This window comes from Pseudomonas sp. FP1762 (assembly GCF_030687105.1).
Taxonomy (GTDB): Bacteria; Pseudomonadota; Gammaproteobacteria; order Pseudomonadales; family Pseudomonadaceae; genus Aquipseudomonas; species Aquipseudomonas siliginis.
In genome coordinates this window covers 5,591,119-5,606,085 of sequence record NZ_CP117458.1, presented here as the reverse complement: position 1 = coordinate 5,606,085, position 14,967 = coordinate 5,591,119, and the positions used below count along the sequence as shown (strand labels likewise).

General features: G+C 61.8%; 15 protein-coding genes. 5 read left to right on the top strand and 10 right to left on the bottom strand.

Annotated features, from left to right (window positions below; translation table 11 throughout):
- Positions 1–89: 89 nt before the first annotated feature.
- A complete protein-coding gene (locus PSH90_RS25130; protein ID WP_016772700.1) occupies positions 90–1,286 on the bottom strand; it encodes a class I SAM-dependent rRNA methyltransferase in 1,197 nt (398 codons plus the stop codon).
- A 163-nt stretch (positions 1,287–1,449) separates the two neighbouring features.
- Positions 1,450–1,989 (bottom strand): type 1 glutamine amidotransferase domain-containing protein, encoded by a 540-nt coding sequence (locus tag PSH90_RS25125; protein WP_071172203.1) that lies wholly within the window; start codon positions 1,987–1,989, stop codon positions 1,450–1,452.
- Between the two features lie 228 nt (positions 1,990–2,217).
- Here PSH90_RS25125 and PSH90_RS25120 point away from each other — a divergent pair, with 228 nt between their 5' ends.
- From PSH90_RS25120 to PSH90_RS25110, 3 genes are read left to right on the top strand one after another with little or no spacing between them, the layout of a single operon-like run.
- Complete coding sequence (locus tag PSH90_RS25120) at positions 2,218–3,030, top strand: HDOD domain-containing protein (RefSeq protein ID WP_161984078.1); 813 nt, start codon at positions 2,218–2,220, stop codon at positions 3,028–3,030.
- Between the two features lie 12 nt (positions 3,031–3,042).
- Positions 3,043–3,855 carry a bifunctional DNA-formamidopyrimidine glycosylase/DNA-(apurinic or apyrimidinic site) lyase gene (gene mutM / locus PSH90_RS25115; RefSeq protein WP_056786320.1) on the top strand — a complete coding sequence of 271 codons (813 nt, stop codon included), beginning with the start codon at positions 3,043–3,045 and terminating at the stop codon, positions 3,853–3,855.
- 56 nt (positions 3,856–3,911) lie between these two features.
- Positions 3,912–4,235 (top strand): hypothetical protein, encoded by a 324-nt coding sequence (locus PSH90_RS25110; RefSeq protein WP_041476834.1) that lies wholly within the window; start codon positions 3,912–3,914, stop codon positions 4,233–4,235.
- Between the two features lie 125 nt (positions 4,236–4,360).
- Here PSH90_RS25110 and PSH90_RS25105 read toward each other — a convergent pair whose 3' ends face one another.
- From PSH90_RS25105 to PSH90_RS25085, 5 genes are all read right to left on the bottom strand, one after another.
- Entirely contained in the window at positions 4,361–4,612 is a 252-nt protein-coding gene (locus tag PSH90_RS25105; protein WP_003195146.1) for a YfhL family 4Fe-4S dicluster ferredoxin, read from the bottom strand.
- A gap of 148 nt (positions 4,613–4,760) precedes the next feature.
- Positions 4,761–5,240: a pantetheine-phosphate adenylyltransferase gene (gene coaD, locus PSH90_RS25100; protein WP_003229157.1), complete on the bottom strand. Its 480-nt coding sequence runs from the start codon at positions 5,238–5,240 to the stop codon at positions 4,761–4,763.
- Positions 5,241–5,355: 115 nt separating this feature from the next.
- Positions 5,356–6,951 carry a GMC family oxidoreductase gene (locus PSH90_RS25095; RefSeq protein WP_305381699.1) on the bottom strand — a complete coding sequence of 532 codons (1,596 nt, stop codon included), beginning with the start codon at positions 6,949–6,951 and terminating at the stop codon, positions 5,356–5,358.
- A gap of 131 nt (positions 6,952–7,082) precedes the next feature.
- Positions 7,083–7,628, bottom strand: coding sequence for a twin-arginine translocation pathway signal protein (locus tag PSH90_RS25090; RefSeq protein ID WP_305381697.1), 546 nt, complete (start codon positions 7,626–7,628; stop codon positions 7,083–7,085).
- Positions 7,629–7,657: 29 nt separating this feature from the next.
- Positions 7,658–9,088 carry a coniferyl aldehyde dehydrogenase gene (locus PSH90_RS25085; RefSeq protein WP_305381696.1) on the bottom strand — a complete coding sequence of 477 codons (1,431 nt, stop codon included), beginning with the start codon at positions 9,086–9,088 and terminating at the stop codon, positions 7,658–7,660.
- 147 nt (positions 9,089–9,235) lie between these two features.
- On the opposite strand from PSH90_RS25085, the gene PSH90_RS25080 reads away from it, so the two are divergent.
- Positions 9,236–9,907, top strand: a complete 672-nt coding sequence (locus tag PSH90_RS25080) for a TetR/AcrR family transcriptional regulator (protein WP_016772708.1) — start codon at positions 9,236–9,238, stop codon at positions 9,905–9,907.
- Positions 9,908–9,938: 31 nt separating this feature from the next.
- Entirely contained in the window at positions 9,939–10,793 is an 855-nt protein-coding gene (locus PSH90_RS25075; RefSeq protein ID WP_252877057.1) for a sulfurtransferase, read from the top strand.
- Between the two features lie 252 nt (positions 10,794–11,045).
- On the opposite strand, the gene PSH90_RS25070 is transcribed toward PSH90_RS25075, so the two are convergent.
- The 3 genes from PSH90_RS25070 to PSH90_RS25060 all read right to left on the bottom strand — a co-directional run bounded on the left by PSH90_RS25070 (position 11,046) and on the right by PSH90_RS25060 (position 14,934).
- A complete protein-coding gene (locus tag PSH90_RS25070; RefSeq protein ID WP_305381695.1) occupies positions 11,046–12,053 on the bottom strand; it encodes a hydrolase in 1,008 nt (335 codons plus the stop codon).
- A 71-nt stretch (positions 12,054–12,124) separates the two neighbouring features.
- Positions 12,125–13,597 (bottom strand): pitrilysin family protein, encoded by a 1,473-nt coding sequence (locus PSH90_RS25065; RefSeq protein ID WP_305381694.1) that lies wholly within the window; start codon positions 13,595–13,597, stop codon positions 12,125–12,127.
- Positions 13,594–14,934 carry a pitrilysin family protein gene (locus PSH90_RS25060; protein ID WP_305381693.1) on the bottom strand — a complete coding sequence of 447 codons (1,341 nt, stop codon included), beginning with the start codon at positions 14,932–14,934 and terminating at the stop codon, positions 13,594–13,596. The genes PSH90_RS25065 and PSH90_RS25060 overlap by 4 nt, the downstream gene beginning before the upstream one ends.
- Between the last annotated feature and the right edge of the window lie 33 nt (positions 14,935–14,967).

The window sequence follows — 14,967 nt, the reverse complement described above, 5'->3', positions numbered from 1 at the left end:
GCAGGACACTCATGTCGAGTGTGAAAAAACGGGGGGAGGGCGCGCAAAAAAAACGGGGAGCTCAGTGGCTCCCCGGTGTGCAAGCGCAATCAGCTGTTGGGCAGCAGACGGCAGGTGATGCTTTTGATGTAACGGGTTTCAGCGATGGCCGGATGCACCGGATGATCCGGACCCTGACCGCCACGCTCGAGCATCTGGATATTGCGGTCCAGGTGACGGGCGCTGGTCAGCAGGATGTTCTGCAGATCGTCTTCCGGCAGGTGCATGGAGCACGAAGCACTGACCAGAATGCCGTCCTTGGTCAGCAGGCGCATGGCTTGCTCGTTGAGACGACGGTAGGCGCCTTCGCCGTTCTTCATGTCTTTCTTGCGTTTGATGAAGGCCGGCGGATCGGCAACGATCACGTCGAAGCGCTCTTCGCTGGCTTTGAGTTCCTTCAAGGCTTCGAAGACGTCGCCTTCGATGCAGGTCATCTTGTCAGCGAAGCCGTTCAGCGCGGCATTGCGCTCGACGCCGTCGAGGGCGAATGCAGAGGCGTCGACGCAGAACACTTCGCTGGCGCCGAACGCAGCGGCCTGCACGCCCCAGCCACCGATGTAGCTATAGAGATCAAGTACGCGTTTGCCCTTTGCGTAAGGTGCCAGGCGCGCGCGGTTCATGCGGTGATCGTAAAACCAGCCGGTTTTCTGACCTTGAATGACGGGTGCCTCGAACTTCACGCCGTTTTCTTCCAGCGCTACCCACTCCGGCACCAGACCGAACACGGTTTCGACATAACGGTTGAGGCCTTCGGCGTCGCGGGCTGCGGAGTCATTCTTGAACAGGATGCCGCTTGGCTTGAGCACCTGGGTCAACGCGGCGATCACGTCGTCCTTGTGCGCTTCCATGGTCGCCGAGGCGATCTGCACCACAAGAATGTCGCCGAAGCGATCGACCACCAGACCCGGCAGCAGGTCGGAGTCGCCGTAGACCAGACGATAGAACGGCTTGTCGAACAGACGCTCGCGCAACGACAGTGCGACATTCAGGCGATGCACCAGTAGCGACTTGTCGAGTGCCAGTTTGATGTCGCGCGACAGCAGGCGCGCGCAGATCAGGTTGTTCGGGCTCATGGCGACGATGCCCAACGGCTTGCCGCCAGCGGCTTCGAGCACCGCCTGATCGCCGGCCTTGAAGCCGTGCAGAGGCGTGGCGGCCACGTCGATTTCGTTGCTGTAGACCCACAAGTGGCCGTTGCGCAGGCGACGGTCGGCGTTGGCTTTGAGGCGCAGGCTAGGCAGGGACATGACGTCGCTCCGGAAAAAAGAGCGGGAGTATAGCGTGTTGAGGTTTGCGCAGGGCTGAGGATGCGATGAAACGCTGATGATGCCTTCGCGAGCAGGTTCGCTCCCACACTTGGAATGCATTCACCTGTGGGAGCGAGCCTGCTCGCGAAAGCGATTTCAGCTCTTATGCAGCCAGTGCGTCAATCAGGGCCTGACTGAACGCCGGCACATCATCCGGCTGGCGGCTGCTGATCAGGTTGCCGTCCTTGACCACTTCCTGGTCGACCCAGTTGACCCCGGCATTGACCAGATCGTCCTTGACCGTTTTGTAGCTGGTCATGGTCTTGCCGTTGACCAGCCCTGCGGAAATCAGCAGCCAGCTGCCATGACAGATCACGGCAATCGGCTTGCCCGCCGAAGCGGCAGTCTTGACCAGATGCTGAGCATCCTGGTCGATACGGATGGTGTCGGAATTTTGCACACCACCCGGCAGCAGCACGGCATCGTATTGATCGACGCTCACAGCCTGGAAGGTGTTGGTGACGGGGAAGTCGTCGGCCGGTTTGTCATGGTTCCAGCCTTTGACGGTGCCGGCCTCGGCCGAGAGGATATCGACCTGCACGCCAGCCTGCTCCAGGGCATCCTTGGGGCCGGTCATTTCGACCTGTTCGAAACCATCGGTAACCAAAATAGCGACGCGTTTGCCATTGAGGGAAGTTGCCATCGGTAAGCTCCTGAGTCTGTGGAGATTTTGCCTTCGCAGCGGACCGATGAGGTCCGATGCGCCCTACAGATTCCGAAGCCTGGGCACAGATGAAAGTTCCGGCGATGTGCCCATCGGTGTGTCGCCCTGCGGTTTCAGCGGTTAGAATCGCCGCCTGCCCCGGAGTGTGTACTTATGTCCCAAGAGCTGACCACCGAACAGATTCAACAATCGCTGCAAGGCATCAGTGTGCCGGCGCAACCGCAGATCATGGTGGATCTGCAAATGGAGCAGTACATGCCCGACCCGGATCTGGAGGTGATCGCCAAGCTGATCTCCCAGGATCCCGGCCTGTCCGGCGCGCTGCTGAAAATCGTCAACTCGCCGTATTACGGCCTGAGCAACAAGATCACCTCGATTCAGCGTGCGGTAAACCTGTTGGGCAGCCGCTCGATCATCAACCTGATCAACGCGCAGTCGATCAAGGGCGAGATGAACGACGACACCATCGTCACCCTCAACCGTTTCTGGGACACCGCGCAGGATGTGGCGATGACCTGCCTGACCCTGGCCAAGCGCATCGGCACCCAGGCCGGTGACGAAGCCTATGCGTTAGGGCTGTTCCACGATTGCGGCGTGCCATTGATGCTGCAGCGTTTCCCCAATTACATGACCGTGCTGGAAGAGGCCTACGCCAGCGCCAGCCCGGAATGCCGCGTGGTCGATACGGAAAACCGTGTGTTCAACACCAACCACGCCGTGGTCGGTTACTACACGGCCAAGTCCTGGCGCCTGCCGGAGCATGTCAGCGCCGCCATCGCCAACCACCACAACGCGCTGGCGATTTTCAGCGACGAATCGTCGAAGAACAGCCAGCTGAAAAACTTGCTGGCGATTCTGAAAATGGCCGAGCACATCTGCGCCTCTTATCGCGTGCTGGGCAACCAGAGCGAAGATTTCGAGTGGAACGCGGTCGGCCCGCTGGTGCTCGATTACGTCGGTCTGTCGGACTACGACTTCGAAACACTCAAACAAACGATTCGCGACCTCGGCGCGCATTGATCCGAGGACAACATGCCTGAACTGCCGGAAGTCGAAACTACCCGTCGTGGAATTGCCCCGCACCTGGAAGGCCAGCGGGTCAGCCGCGTCATCGTCCGCGACCGGCGCCTGCGCTGGCCGATCCCCGAAGACCTCGATGTGCGTCTGTCCGGGCAGCGCATCGTGCTGGTCGAGCGGCGCGCCAAGTACCTGTTGATCAACGCCGAGATCGGCACGCTGATCAGCCATTTGGGCATGTCCGGCAATCTGCGTCTGGTCGAGGCCGGGTTGCCGGCGTTGAAGCACGAGCACGTCGATATCGAACTGGAGTCGGGACTGGCCCTGCGCTACACCGACCCGCGACGCTTCGGTGCGATGCTGTGGAGCAACGACCCGCTCAATCACGAACTGCTGATTCGCCTCGGGCCGGAGCCGCTGACCGATCTGTTCGATGGCGAGCGCCTGTTCCAGCTGTCACGCGGGCGCTCGATGGCGGTCAAGCCGTTCATCATGGATAACGCGGTGGTGGTCGGGGTGGGCAATATTTATGCGACCGAAGCGCTGTTCGCCGCCGGCATCGACCCGCGCCGCGAAGCCGGAAGCATTTCCCGCGGGCGTTACTTGAAACTGGCAATCGAGATCAAACGCATCCTTGCCGCCGCCATTGAGCGTGGCGGCACGACATTGCGCGATTTCATTGGCGGCGACGGTCAGCCGGGATACTTTCAGCAGGAACTGTTTGTCTACGGCCGGGTAGGGCAACACTGCAAGGTCTGCGGCACCGGTCTGCGTGAAGTGAAGCTCGGTCAGCGCGCCAGCGTGTTTTGCCCGCGCTGCCAGACCTGAAAAAATCCTTGGGTCTATAGTGAGAAGTCTCACTGTTCAGCCCGAAGGATCGTGCCATGAAACTCCTGCAAGTCTTCTTCGTCACGCTGCTGCTGTGTTCCAGCCTGGCCGTTCAGGCCTCGGAAAACGGCAGCGGTGACCCGCGATACACCATCCAGAATCCCCCGGCCTACGCCATGCTCGGCGACCTGCTGATTGCCCGACCTTTGCTGGTGGTGGCAACGGTGATCGGTGCGGGAGCGTTTGTGGTGTCGTTGCCGTTTACCGCGCTCGGCGGCGGGGTCGGCGATGCCGGTCAGGCGCTGGTGGTAGACCCGGCGAAAGCGGCGTTTGTGCGGTGTCTGGGGTGTACGGGGGAGGGGTTCGAGCAGCGCGAGTGAGCTGATCGGGTTTCAGGGGTGTGGCTGATGGCCCATTCGCGAGCAGGCTCGCTCCCACAGGAGAATGCATTGCAGATGTGGGAGCGAGCCTGCTCGCGAAGAGGGCCGGACGGGCACTGAAGAGATCAGGCCTTGCCGGTGATCTTGCGGTACTTCTCCATCAACTGTTCTTCAGTCTCCGGATGGGCTTCGTCCAGTGGAATGCAATCCACCGGGCAGACCTGCTGGCACTGCGGCTCGTCGTAGTGGCCGACGCACTGGGTGCACAGGTTCGGGTCGATCACGTAGATCTCTTCGCCTTGGGAAATGGCGGCGTTCGGGCACTCGGGTTCGCAGACGTCGCAGTTGATGCAATCGTCGGTGATGATCAGGGACATGCTAACTCCAGCCGGGGCGGCAGGCCCGGGCGCTATAAATCAATGCGCGCAATTGTGCCGCATTGACGCTCGCAGTGCACGCGGGGGCGATCAAGGGCACTCTTTGGCTGCGATCCAAAAACGAAAGAATCGCAGCCTGCGGCAGCTCCTACTTCTTGAAGCGCAGGGTCAGCGCGTCGGCCACGGCCGGGTGGACGAACTTGCTGATATCGCCGCCCAGCGCAGCAATTTCCCGCACCAGCGTCGAGGAAATGAACGAATAACGCTCCGACGGCGTGAGAAACAGGCTCTCCACATCCGGTGCCAGTTGGCGGTTCATGTTGGCCAGCTGGAATTCGTATTCGAAGTCCGACACCGCACGCAGACCACGCAGGAACACATTGGCGTTCTGCTCTTTGGCGAAATGCGCGAGCAGCGTCGAGAAACCGACCACTTCCACGTTCGGCAGGTGTTTGGTGACCTCGCGAGCCAGTTCGACCCGTTGTTCCAGCGGGAACAGCGGGTTCTTTTTCGGGCTGGCGGCGACCGCAATGATCACGTGATCGAACAGGCGCGAGGCGCGTTCGACCAGATCGCCATGGCCCTTGGTAATAGGGTCGAAGGTACCTGGGTACAACACTCGGTTCATCGCGTCGTCCTGGCGGGAGTCCGTTGGGGAGTCGGATGGTATCGCAGCCTTCCCGGTCGGCCAAGTCGCCTGTTGGGTAAGAAAGCACTATAGACGATAGGAATATTCTGCTTTTTCATGGATTTTTCAGCCGGTCAGCCAAGGCTGTCGCCAGTTGCGCGGTCAGGCCATACACCGACAACTGCGGGTTGGCGCCGATGCTGGTGGGAAACAGCGAGCCGTCGTGAATCGACAGATTGCGCAGTTGATGATGGCGACCGAGGCTGTCGGCGACCGCGCTTTTCGGATCTTCACCCATCGCACAACCACCCATCACGTGGGCACTGCCCAGTCGCGTGCGGTACAGCTCCAGGCTCAGTCCATCGATCATTGAGCGCGCCTCAGCCAGTGTCTTCACATAGCGACCGTCGGCGTGCATCGGCATGACCGATTGCGCGCCGCCGGCGAACTGGATTTCGGCCATGACGTGAAAGGCCCGGCGCAAACCGTCCCAGGCGTATTGCGATACCTGATAGTCGAGCACTGGCGAGCCATCACCGCGCAGCTCCACCGAGCCACCGCTGCTGTCCGGATGGAAGCCATCGCGCAGCAGCGCCAGCATCGCGTGGGTGTGCGGCAGATCAGCCATGTGTTGCGCGTTCTCTTGACCGAAACCGCCGAGCAGTGTGGCGGCCAGCGCCGGGTGCAGCGGTGGCACTTCAAGTTTGAACGCCATCGGCCCGGTGGTGCCGTCCTTCCATTGAAAATGGTCGGAATAAATCGACTGCGGCGCGCCGTAGAACGGATTGACCACCTCGGCGAAACGCGCGGCGGACATGTTCACCGGGTGCAGAAAGGTGCGCTTGCCTATGCGCTCATGCGGATCCGGTGCGTCGGAGCGCAGCAACAGCGCCGGGCTGTTGATGCCGCCGCCGGCCAGCACGTAATGCCGCGCCTTGACGGTGATGCTGCGCCCGGTCGGCTCGACGCAGCGTTGGTCCATCGCCACGCAATGCAGCCCGGTAACCTTGTCGCCGCTGATCAGCAGCTTCTCCACCCGCGCCAGATACAGCAGCTCGCCGCCCTTATCCAGCGTCGCCGGGATGGTCGTGACCATCATCGATTGCTTGGCGTTGCTCGGGCAGCCCATGCCGCAATAGCCAAGATTCCAGCAACCGCGAACGTTGCGCGGGATCACGTGCCAGCTGTAGCCGAGGTGCTCGCAGCCTTTGCGGATCACGTCGTTATTGGCGTTGGGTGGCACCATCCACGGCGCGACGCCCAGGCGCTGCTCCATTTTTTCGAACCACGGCGCCATCTCTGCCGGGCTATGGCCTGTGACGTTGTGCTCGCTGGCCCAGTGTTCGAGGGTCGGCTCGGGTGTGCGGAAGCTCGAGGTCCAGTTGATCAGCGTCGTGCCGCCGACCGCGCGGCCCTGCAGGATCGTGATCGCGCCGTCCTTGCTCATGCGCCCGATGCCTTCCTGATAGAGGCTGCTGTAGGCCTCGTCTTCGAGCAGCTTGAAATCCGAACTGGTCTTCAGCGGGCCTTCTTCGATCAGCAGGACTTTGTAGCCGGCCGCGCTGAGGATTTCCGCTGTGGTACCGCCGCCGGCGCCGCTGCCGATGATGGCGACGTCGGCTTCGAGGGTGAGGTCGTCGCTCAATTGCGCGCCGTTGTAGGTTTTCCAGCCTCGGGCGAGGCCTTCGCGGAAGGGATCGGGTACGGGCATCGGTCAGGTTCTCTTTATTATTCTGGATGCTGAGGTGATGCAGCAGGCCCCTTCGCGAGCAGGCTCGCTCCCACAGGGGGATGCATTTCAAATGTGGGAGCGAGCCTGCTCGCGAAGGCTGCACCCTGGTTTCAGACCTTCGGCGGACCGGGATAACCGCAGTGAGCCCAGGACTCGGCGCGGGTGTACCAGGCCATCATCACCATCTGCTGCAACGAGCTATGGCCCATGCGCAGCAAGCTCAGTGAACTGTTCTCCCAGCGTTCGAGGAAATGCCGCATCGCTTCAGGGCTGGCGTTTTCCCAACTGCCCCAGATGCCGGTGAGCGGGCCACGGGTCACGGCTATGCCGAGCACATCGAAGAGTTGCCGAGTGAGCTTGAGCATTTCCGGCGACACGTGATCAAGGCTGTAGTCCAGCGACTTCAGCGTGCCGTCTAGCGCTGCGGGCATTTCCCCGGCGGCGACGGCGCCGTCGAGCATCACCGGGATCAGCGCGCGCAGGAACAGCAGATCGCCGTCGCGCAAACTGACGAAGCCGTTGGCGCTGACGCTCGACGAGCAGCCAGTGAGGCTGGCGCCAAGGCCGGCGGTGGCGAGAAACGCGCTGGCGCCGAGGCTGAATTTCAGCAGGCCACGGCGCGACAGGGCAGGTGTTTCGGTCAGGCTTGGGTGCATTGTTTTTATTACCCGGCGTCGACGAACGTTTAGCGAATGAACAGCTTCTGAATCAGTTTCTGAATCGATGTGCCGTAGGGCGGGTAGATAAGCCGGGCCGCGTTGAAGCGCTGTTTGATCAGCACGCCCTTGGCCTTGCTGAAGGTCAGGAAACCTTCGTGGCCGTGGTAATGGCCCATGCCCGAGGGGCCGATGCCACCGAAGGGCATATCGTCCTGAGCGACATGCAACAAGGTGTCGTTCAGGCATACGCCGCCGGAATGGGTCTCGTGCAGCACGCGATGCTGTTCGCGTTTGTCGTAGCCAAAGTAGTAAAGAGCCAGAGGACGAGGCCGCTGATTGATGTAAGCGAATGCCTGCTCCAGATCGCGATAGGGCACGATCGGCAGCAACGGGCCGAAAATCTCGTCCTGCATCACCGTCATCTCATCGCTGACATTGAGCAGCACGCTGTGTGGCATGCGTCGGCCCTGGCCTTGTTCGAACAGTGGGATCAGCAGCGCGCCCTTGCTGGTCGCGTCGCTGACGTAACCGTTCAGTCGGGCCAACTGGCGTTCGTTGATGATCGCGGTGTAGTCGGCGTTGTCGGCCAGTGTCGGGTAGAAGCCTTTCACAGCCTGACGGTAGGCCTCGACGAAGGCGCCGACGCGGTCTTCCGGCACCAGCACATAGTCGGGCGCGACGCAGGTCTGCCCGGCGTTGAGGGTTTTGCCGAAGGCGATGCGTTCGGCGGCGTCCTTGAGCGGTACGTCTGTGGAGACGATGGCCGGCGACTTGCCGCCCAGTTCCAGGGTGACCGGCGTGAGGTTTTCCGCCGCAGCGCGCATGACGTGTTTGCCGACGCTGGTGGAACCGGTGAACAGCAAGTGATCGAACGGCAGACGCGAGAACGCCACGCCGATATCTGCCTCACCCAGCACCACGCAAACCAGGTCTTCGGGAAAGATCCGCGCGAGCAGCTCTTTGAGCAACAGGCCGGTGGCCGGGGTCGATTCGCTGAGCTTGAGCATCACCCGATTGCCCGCCGCCAGGGCGCCGACCATCGGCCCTACGGCCAGATACAGCGGGTAGTTCCACGGCACGATCACACCGACCACGCCCAGCGGCTGGTAAACAACCTTTGCCGAAGCAGGCTGGAAGGCCATGCCGACCTTGCGCCGCGATGGCTTCATCCATTTTTTCAGGTGACAGCTGGCGTAGTGAATGCCGTGCAGGCTCGGCATCAGTTCGGCGAGCAGGGTCTCGTCGGCGCTGCGGTGACTGAAATCGGCGCTGATCGCCTCGATCAATGCCTGCCGCTCAGCGCTGAGCAAATCGCGCAAAGCCTTGAGCCATTGTTGCCGCTGTGCGGCCGGCGGCATCGGGTTGGCGGCGTACGCGGCCCGTTGTGCCTGGAACTGCCGATCGAGGGTTTCAAGAGGCTGTTGCAGGGTTTGCAGGTAGGCAATGTCGGCAGTCATCGCGGGCTCCGGATTTTATTGTAATGGGCACTTTTTAGAGTCTAAGCTCTAGAAAGTCAAACGACTTCCGTGCACGGCAAGGTTTTATCCATTTCCGGTTAGGTCGTAAGATGCGCCGTCTACGCACTCTGAATTAAAGCTCAAGCCATGGCCCCACGAATAAAAACCAGCGAGCGCATCGTTCAGAACAGCCTGGAGCTGTTCAATCAGCAGGGCGAGCGCAGCGTCAGCACCAACCACATCGCCGCGCACATGGAGATTTCTCCGGGCAACCTGTACTACCACTTCCCCAACAAGCAGGCGATCATCGCCGTGTTGTTCAGTGAGTACGAAGCCCTGGTGGACAGCTTTTTGCGTCCGCCTCAGGGCCGCCCGGCGACCGTCGAGGACAAGCGTTTCTATCTCAAGGAACTGCTCTCGGCCATGTGGCGTTACCGTTTTCTGCATCGCGATCTTGAGCATCTGCTCGACAGCGATGCGGAACTGGCCGCGCGCTATCGGCGCTTTTCCCAGCGCTGCGTGATCCAGGGCGCAGCGATCTACGAAGGCTTCGTCGCCGCCGGCATCCTGAAAATGGACCGTGTGCAGATCGAATCGCTGACCCTCAATGCGTGGATCATCCTGACCTCGTGGGTGCGTTTTCTGTGCACCACCCGGGAAAACTCCAACCACCTCAGCGAACAGGCCGTGAAGCGTGGCGTGTATCAGGTGTTGGTGCTTGAGGCAGGGTTTGTCACCGATCAGGCGCGGGATGAAGTCAACGCACTGTTCGACGAGTTCTATGTGCCGCTGGCGCAGGCCCTTGAAGACGTGAAATAAACCGTTCAGCCGAATTCCACAGGAGCCCGTTATGTCGATTGCGCAGTTGATCAGCCCACAAGCTTTGGACGCTCGCAAAGAGCAGCCGGGGCTGGTGATTCTCGATTGTCGTTTCGCCCTCGAGGATCCGGATTACGGCCAGCGCAGCTACGCCGAAGGGCACATTGCCGGGGCGAGTTTCGCCGATCTGGAGCGGGATCTGAGCGGTAAAGTCGAGAAGGGCGTGACCGGGCGTCATCCGTTGCCCGAGCCGGCGGTGTTGATCGAGCGCCTGCAAGCCTGGGGCATCAGCAACGACAGCGATGTGGTTTTGTACGACGACGGCCCGGGTGCGTATGCGGCGCGGGCGTGGTGGTTGCTGGCATGGCTGGGCAAGCGCGACGGCGTGTTCATTCTCGACGGCGGGCTCAAGGCCTGGCACGCGGCCGGCCTGCCGCTGAGCCTGGATCCGCCGAGCATGACGCCCGGCCACTTCAGCGGTCAGCCGGACATGAGCCTGCTGCTCAGCGCCGAGCAACTGCTACAACGTCTCGGCCAGCCAACCCTGACCCTGCTCGACGCCCGCGCCTTGCCGCGCTTCAAGGGCGAAGTGGAACCGATCGATCCGGTCGCCGGGCACATTCCCGGCGCGCAGTGCGCGGCGTTCACCGACAACCTCGGCAGTGATGGACGTTTTTTGCCGGCGGAGCAGCTCAAGCAGCGCTTTGCCGCGAAGCTGGGTGATCGCTCACCGTCGGAACTGGTCGCCTACTGCGGCTCCGGGGTGACGGCGTGCCATAACCTGTTCGCACTGTGCCTGGCTGGCTATCCGCTGGGGGCGCTGTATGCCGGATCGTGGAGCGAGTGGATCAACGAACCGTCGCGCGGCATTGCCACGGGCGAATAAGCCCAGCGATCTCCTGTAGGAGTGAGCCTGCTCGCGATGGCGGTGTGTCTGTGAGTTAAATGCCACCTGACTCACCGCTTTCGCGAGCAGGATCGCTCCCACATTGAACCAGGTTGTGCCATGCATTTTCATGCCGACACAAATCCCTGTGGGAGCGAGCCTGCTCGCGAAGGCGTCCTGTCAGGCATTGAATTTCCAGACTGACCCATCGCCATCGCGAGCAGGCTCACTCCTGCAAGGGCCATGCGGCGTTTATTGACCGAGTGCGGCCAGCCATTGCGGGACACGCCGCTCCAGGTAATACCCGGGCCGGCGAAACGAGCCGTCGACGAAGCCGACATGACCGCCACGCGCCTGCAATTCGAACCGGGTGCAGGCTGACAACTCATCGGCTTGCGGCAGGCTGTGGGGAAATACGAACGGATCATCCGCTGCCTGAATGATCAGCGTCGGCGTGCGGATCTCGCCGAGGTAGTAGCGGCTCGAGGCGCGGCGGTAGTAATCCTCGGCATCGGTGAAACCATGCAGCGGCGCGGTGACCCGGCCGTCGAAATCCCAGAACGTACGCATGTTTTCCAGCGAGCCGAGCGCGGCCAGTTTCGCCAGGCCGTCTTCGCGCCCGTCATGCTGGAACTGGCGCTGCTTGTTCTTGATGTAGGCGACCATTTCGCGCATGAAATGCGCCTGATAAACCCGCGAAAATCCCTGGCCAATCCGGTCTGCGCACTGGTCGAGCCTGAACGGTACCGACACCGCCACCGCGCCGAGCACACCGCTGTTGCTGCCGGTTTCGCCAAGATGTTTGAGCAGCACGTTGCCGCCCAGTGAATAGCCGACCGCGTACAACGGCGCCAACGGTCGTTTCGCGCGCAGGTGCTGGATGGCTTCGGCAAGGTCTTCGCTGGCGCCGGAGTGGTAGCTGCGCGGCAACAGATTCGGCTCGCCGGAACAACCGCGCCAGTTCAGCGCGACGCTGGCCCAGCCCTGCTCGGCCAAGGCCTTTTGAATGCCCGCCACATAGGGCGAATTGGATGAGCCGGTCAAACCGTGCAGCACCAGTACCAACGGCGCCTCGGCGCTGTGCGGGCCGTGCCAGTCGAGGTCGAGGAAGTCGCCGTCCTCGAGCCACAGGCGTTCGCGTTCGCGCTCGATGTGCACGGTCTTGCGCCACAGCGGACCCCACAGGGTTTGCAGATGCGGATTGCCGAGGCCGAAGGCCGGAACGAAACGCGAGGCGGGAAGCGGGGACGGTGATTGCACGGCAAATCTCGACAGGTCTTGCGTAAAGCGACCGGCGCACAGGGCGGGCTGTCGCTTCTCAACGAAAGCGCCTAACTTGCCACAAAGCCCGGGTCGGCGCGACACATGTCCTCTTCAGCCTGACCGATCGGCGCAACCTCCGGTCCAGGCAGTGGCTGTTGCTCGACACTGGGGCCGACCGTAACCGACACCCAGCGATCAACAGACAAGTGACGGTTCATAGCGAGTTTGATGTCGTCCACCGTCAGCTTCTGCACTTGTTGCATTGTGTAATCCAGATCGAGCGGCAAGTCGTAGCGGTTGATCTCCACGAGTCTGGCCAGAATGTGCCGGTTGCTGGCGCTGGTGAGCACATTTCTGTTGGCCAGCCTGCGCTTGAGGTGCTCGAGTTCCGGGGCGGTCGGCCCTTGCCGAAGAAAATCATTGAGCATCGAGCGCACCAAAGCGACGGTGCTGTCGCTCATGGAGCTACCGGTCTGCAAGGTGACGGTCAGCAACCCGGCGCCACCAGCCCAATTGACGCTGGCGCCATACACGTCATAAACCTGTCCGCGCTTGTGCCGCAGTTCATTCATCAACCGACTGTTGCTGCCTCCGGCGAGAATCTGACTGGCGGCGTACAAGGCGGTGTGATCGGCATGTCGTCGCGGCACGCTGATTTGGGCAAGGGCAATGTGGGTCTGCAGTTGATTCAGTTCCAGGTGACTGGACTGGACGTTTCCGGGTGTTGCCATTGCTGAAGATACCAGCGCGTCAGGAGGCTTGGGCAGGGCATTGCTGATCTGCAGGCTGATCGCTTGTGCCTGGTCCAGAGTGAGGTCGCCGACCAGGGTGATTTGCGCATGTCGGGCAGCGTAATAGCGGCGATGGAAATCCTCCACGGCGGCCCGGGTCATGGCATTGAGGCCCCATTGCGTGCCATAGACCGGAAGGCTGTACGGGCTGTCCGGCGCAAGCAGTGCCTTGATGCTCTGCGAGGCCAGACCCGCGGCATCGCCTTGCTCTGCGATGAGCGCGGCGCGCAGTTCGTCTTTCACTGGCGGCAGGCGCTGGGCGCTGAGCGATGGCTCGCTGAATATTCGCGTCAACAGATCCATCGCCGGTAGGCGCTTGGCCGGATCGCTGAGGCTGCGCAGGGAGAACACGGCGCGGTCGTGATCGATGTCCATTTCCCATTGCGCGCCGAGCCCGTCGAAGGTTTCGACGATGGCGGACAAATCCTTGCCGGGGATACCTTCATTGAGCATGGAAAAGGTCGTGGCAGCCAGGCCCGGCAGGCTACCGTCGCGGGCGCTGCCTGCGGCGAAGCTGACGTGAATATCGAACATCGGCAGATCGCTCGTGCGCACGAACAGCACCTTGGTGCCGGTCAGGGTTTTCCAGCCCCTGATCTGCAATGCGCGCGGCTTGATTTCCAGCGCCTGGACTTCGCTGAGCGATTGCAGGCGCGATGTCCGCGCTTGTTCAGGCTGACCATCAGCGCAAGCCGCCGCAGCCGACAGCCACATCAGGACCAACCCCGTGCGCCTTGAGAGCCTGCTCATCGGACGTCCACCTTGCGCACGTGGGCAACGCTGAGACGCTCGGGGGTCAGCCACGTGGCGGCCACTTCGCGGATCTGTTGCGGCGTCACTTTCGCCAATGCAGCGGCATCTTCATCGAGTATTCGCCAAGGCAAGCCGATGGCCTGGAACCTGGCCAGATGACGCGCCTGTTCCTGAATCGAATCGCGGGCATACACCTGCTGCGCAATCAGTTGCGTGCGTGCCCGCTCGAGCTCTTCCGGCGACGGTGGTGTGGTGCGCAACGTTTCGATCTGCTCCCACACCCGCGCTTGCGCACCTTCAAGATCGGTCAGCGGCGGATCGGCCAGCTCGGCAGTCAACAGCAGCAGGCTGTCGCCGCGCGTCCGTTCGTCGTAGTGAGTGTCGACACGATTGAGCACGCGGTCGGTGAAAATCAGTTTCTTTTGCAGGCGCGCGCCATGTGCGCCGCCGAGTATCGCGTTGATCAGGCGCAGGGCGTGCACGGCGTGCAGGTCTTTGGCCGTGGCCAGTCCGGGCAGATTGAAAGCCATCAGCAACCGCTCTGCTGGGACATTGCGCTGCAAGGTCAGTTTGCGCTCGCCCGGTACTTTCAGCTCCACGGGCCGTAACAGGCGCGGCACGGGACGATTTGCGAGCGCGCCAAAATAGCGCTCGGCCAGCGGCTGCACGTGTGCGAGCGTGACATCGCCGACGATCACCAGTACGGCGTTGCCCGGCGCATAACGGCTTTGATACCAATGGCGCAGTTCCTCGGCGTCCACGTGCTGCAGGTCGTGCATCCAGCCGATGACTGGCGTGCGATAGCTGTTGGCGACATGCGCCTGGCTGGTGAAGTGTTCCAGCACAGCGGCGTCGACATCGTCGTCGATGCGCAACTGGCGCTCTTCGCGGATGACTGCCAGTTCGGTTTTCAGGTCGTCGACGTGCAAATCAGCAGTCGTCATCAGGTCGGCCATCAGCTCGAAAACCACGCCCAGATAGCGCGGCGACAAGGTCTGGTAGTAGCCGGTGACGTCCTCGGCGGTGAAGGCATTTTCTTCGGCACCCAGGGATTCCAAAAGACGCGAAGCCTCACCGGCGCAGGTCTTGCGGCTGCCTTTGTAGAGCATGTGTTCAAGAACGTGCGATAGCCCGGCTTGCCCCGGCGCCTCGTCTGCCGAGCCGACCTTGAACCACAAATGCGAAGTGACCAGCGGCGCACGGTGATCCTCGCGCACCAGTACCTGCAAACCGTTTTCCAGGGTGAATTGATGAGTCGGCGGGGGCGTGGCGGCCAGCGTCATGAACGGCGCGAGGCCAAGAAAAAGCAGCATCCGGCTGCAGAGCGTATCCATACGCGAAATCCTCAGTGGTTAACGCAGATTGCG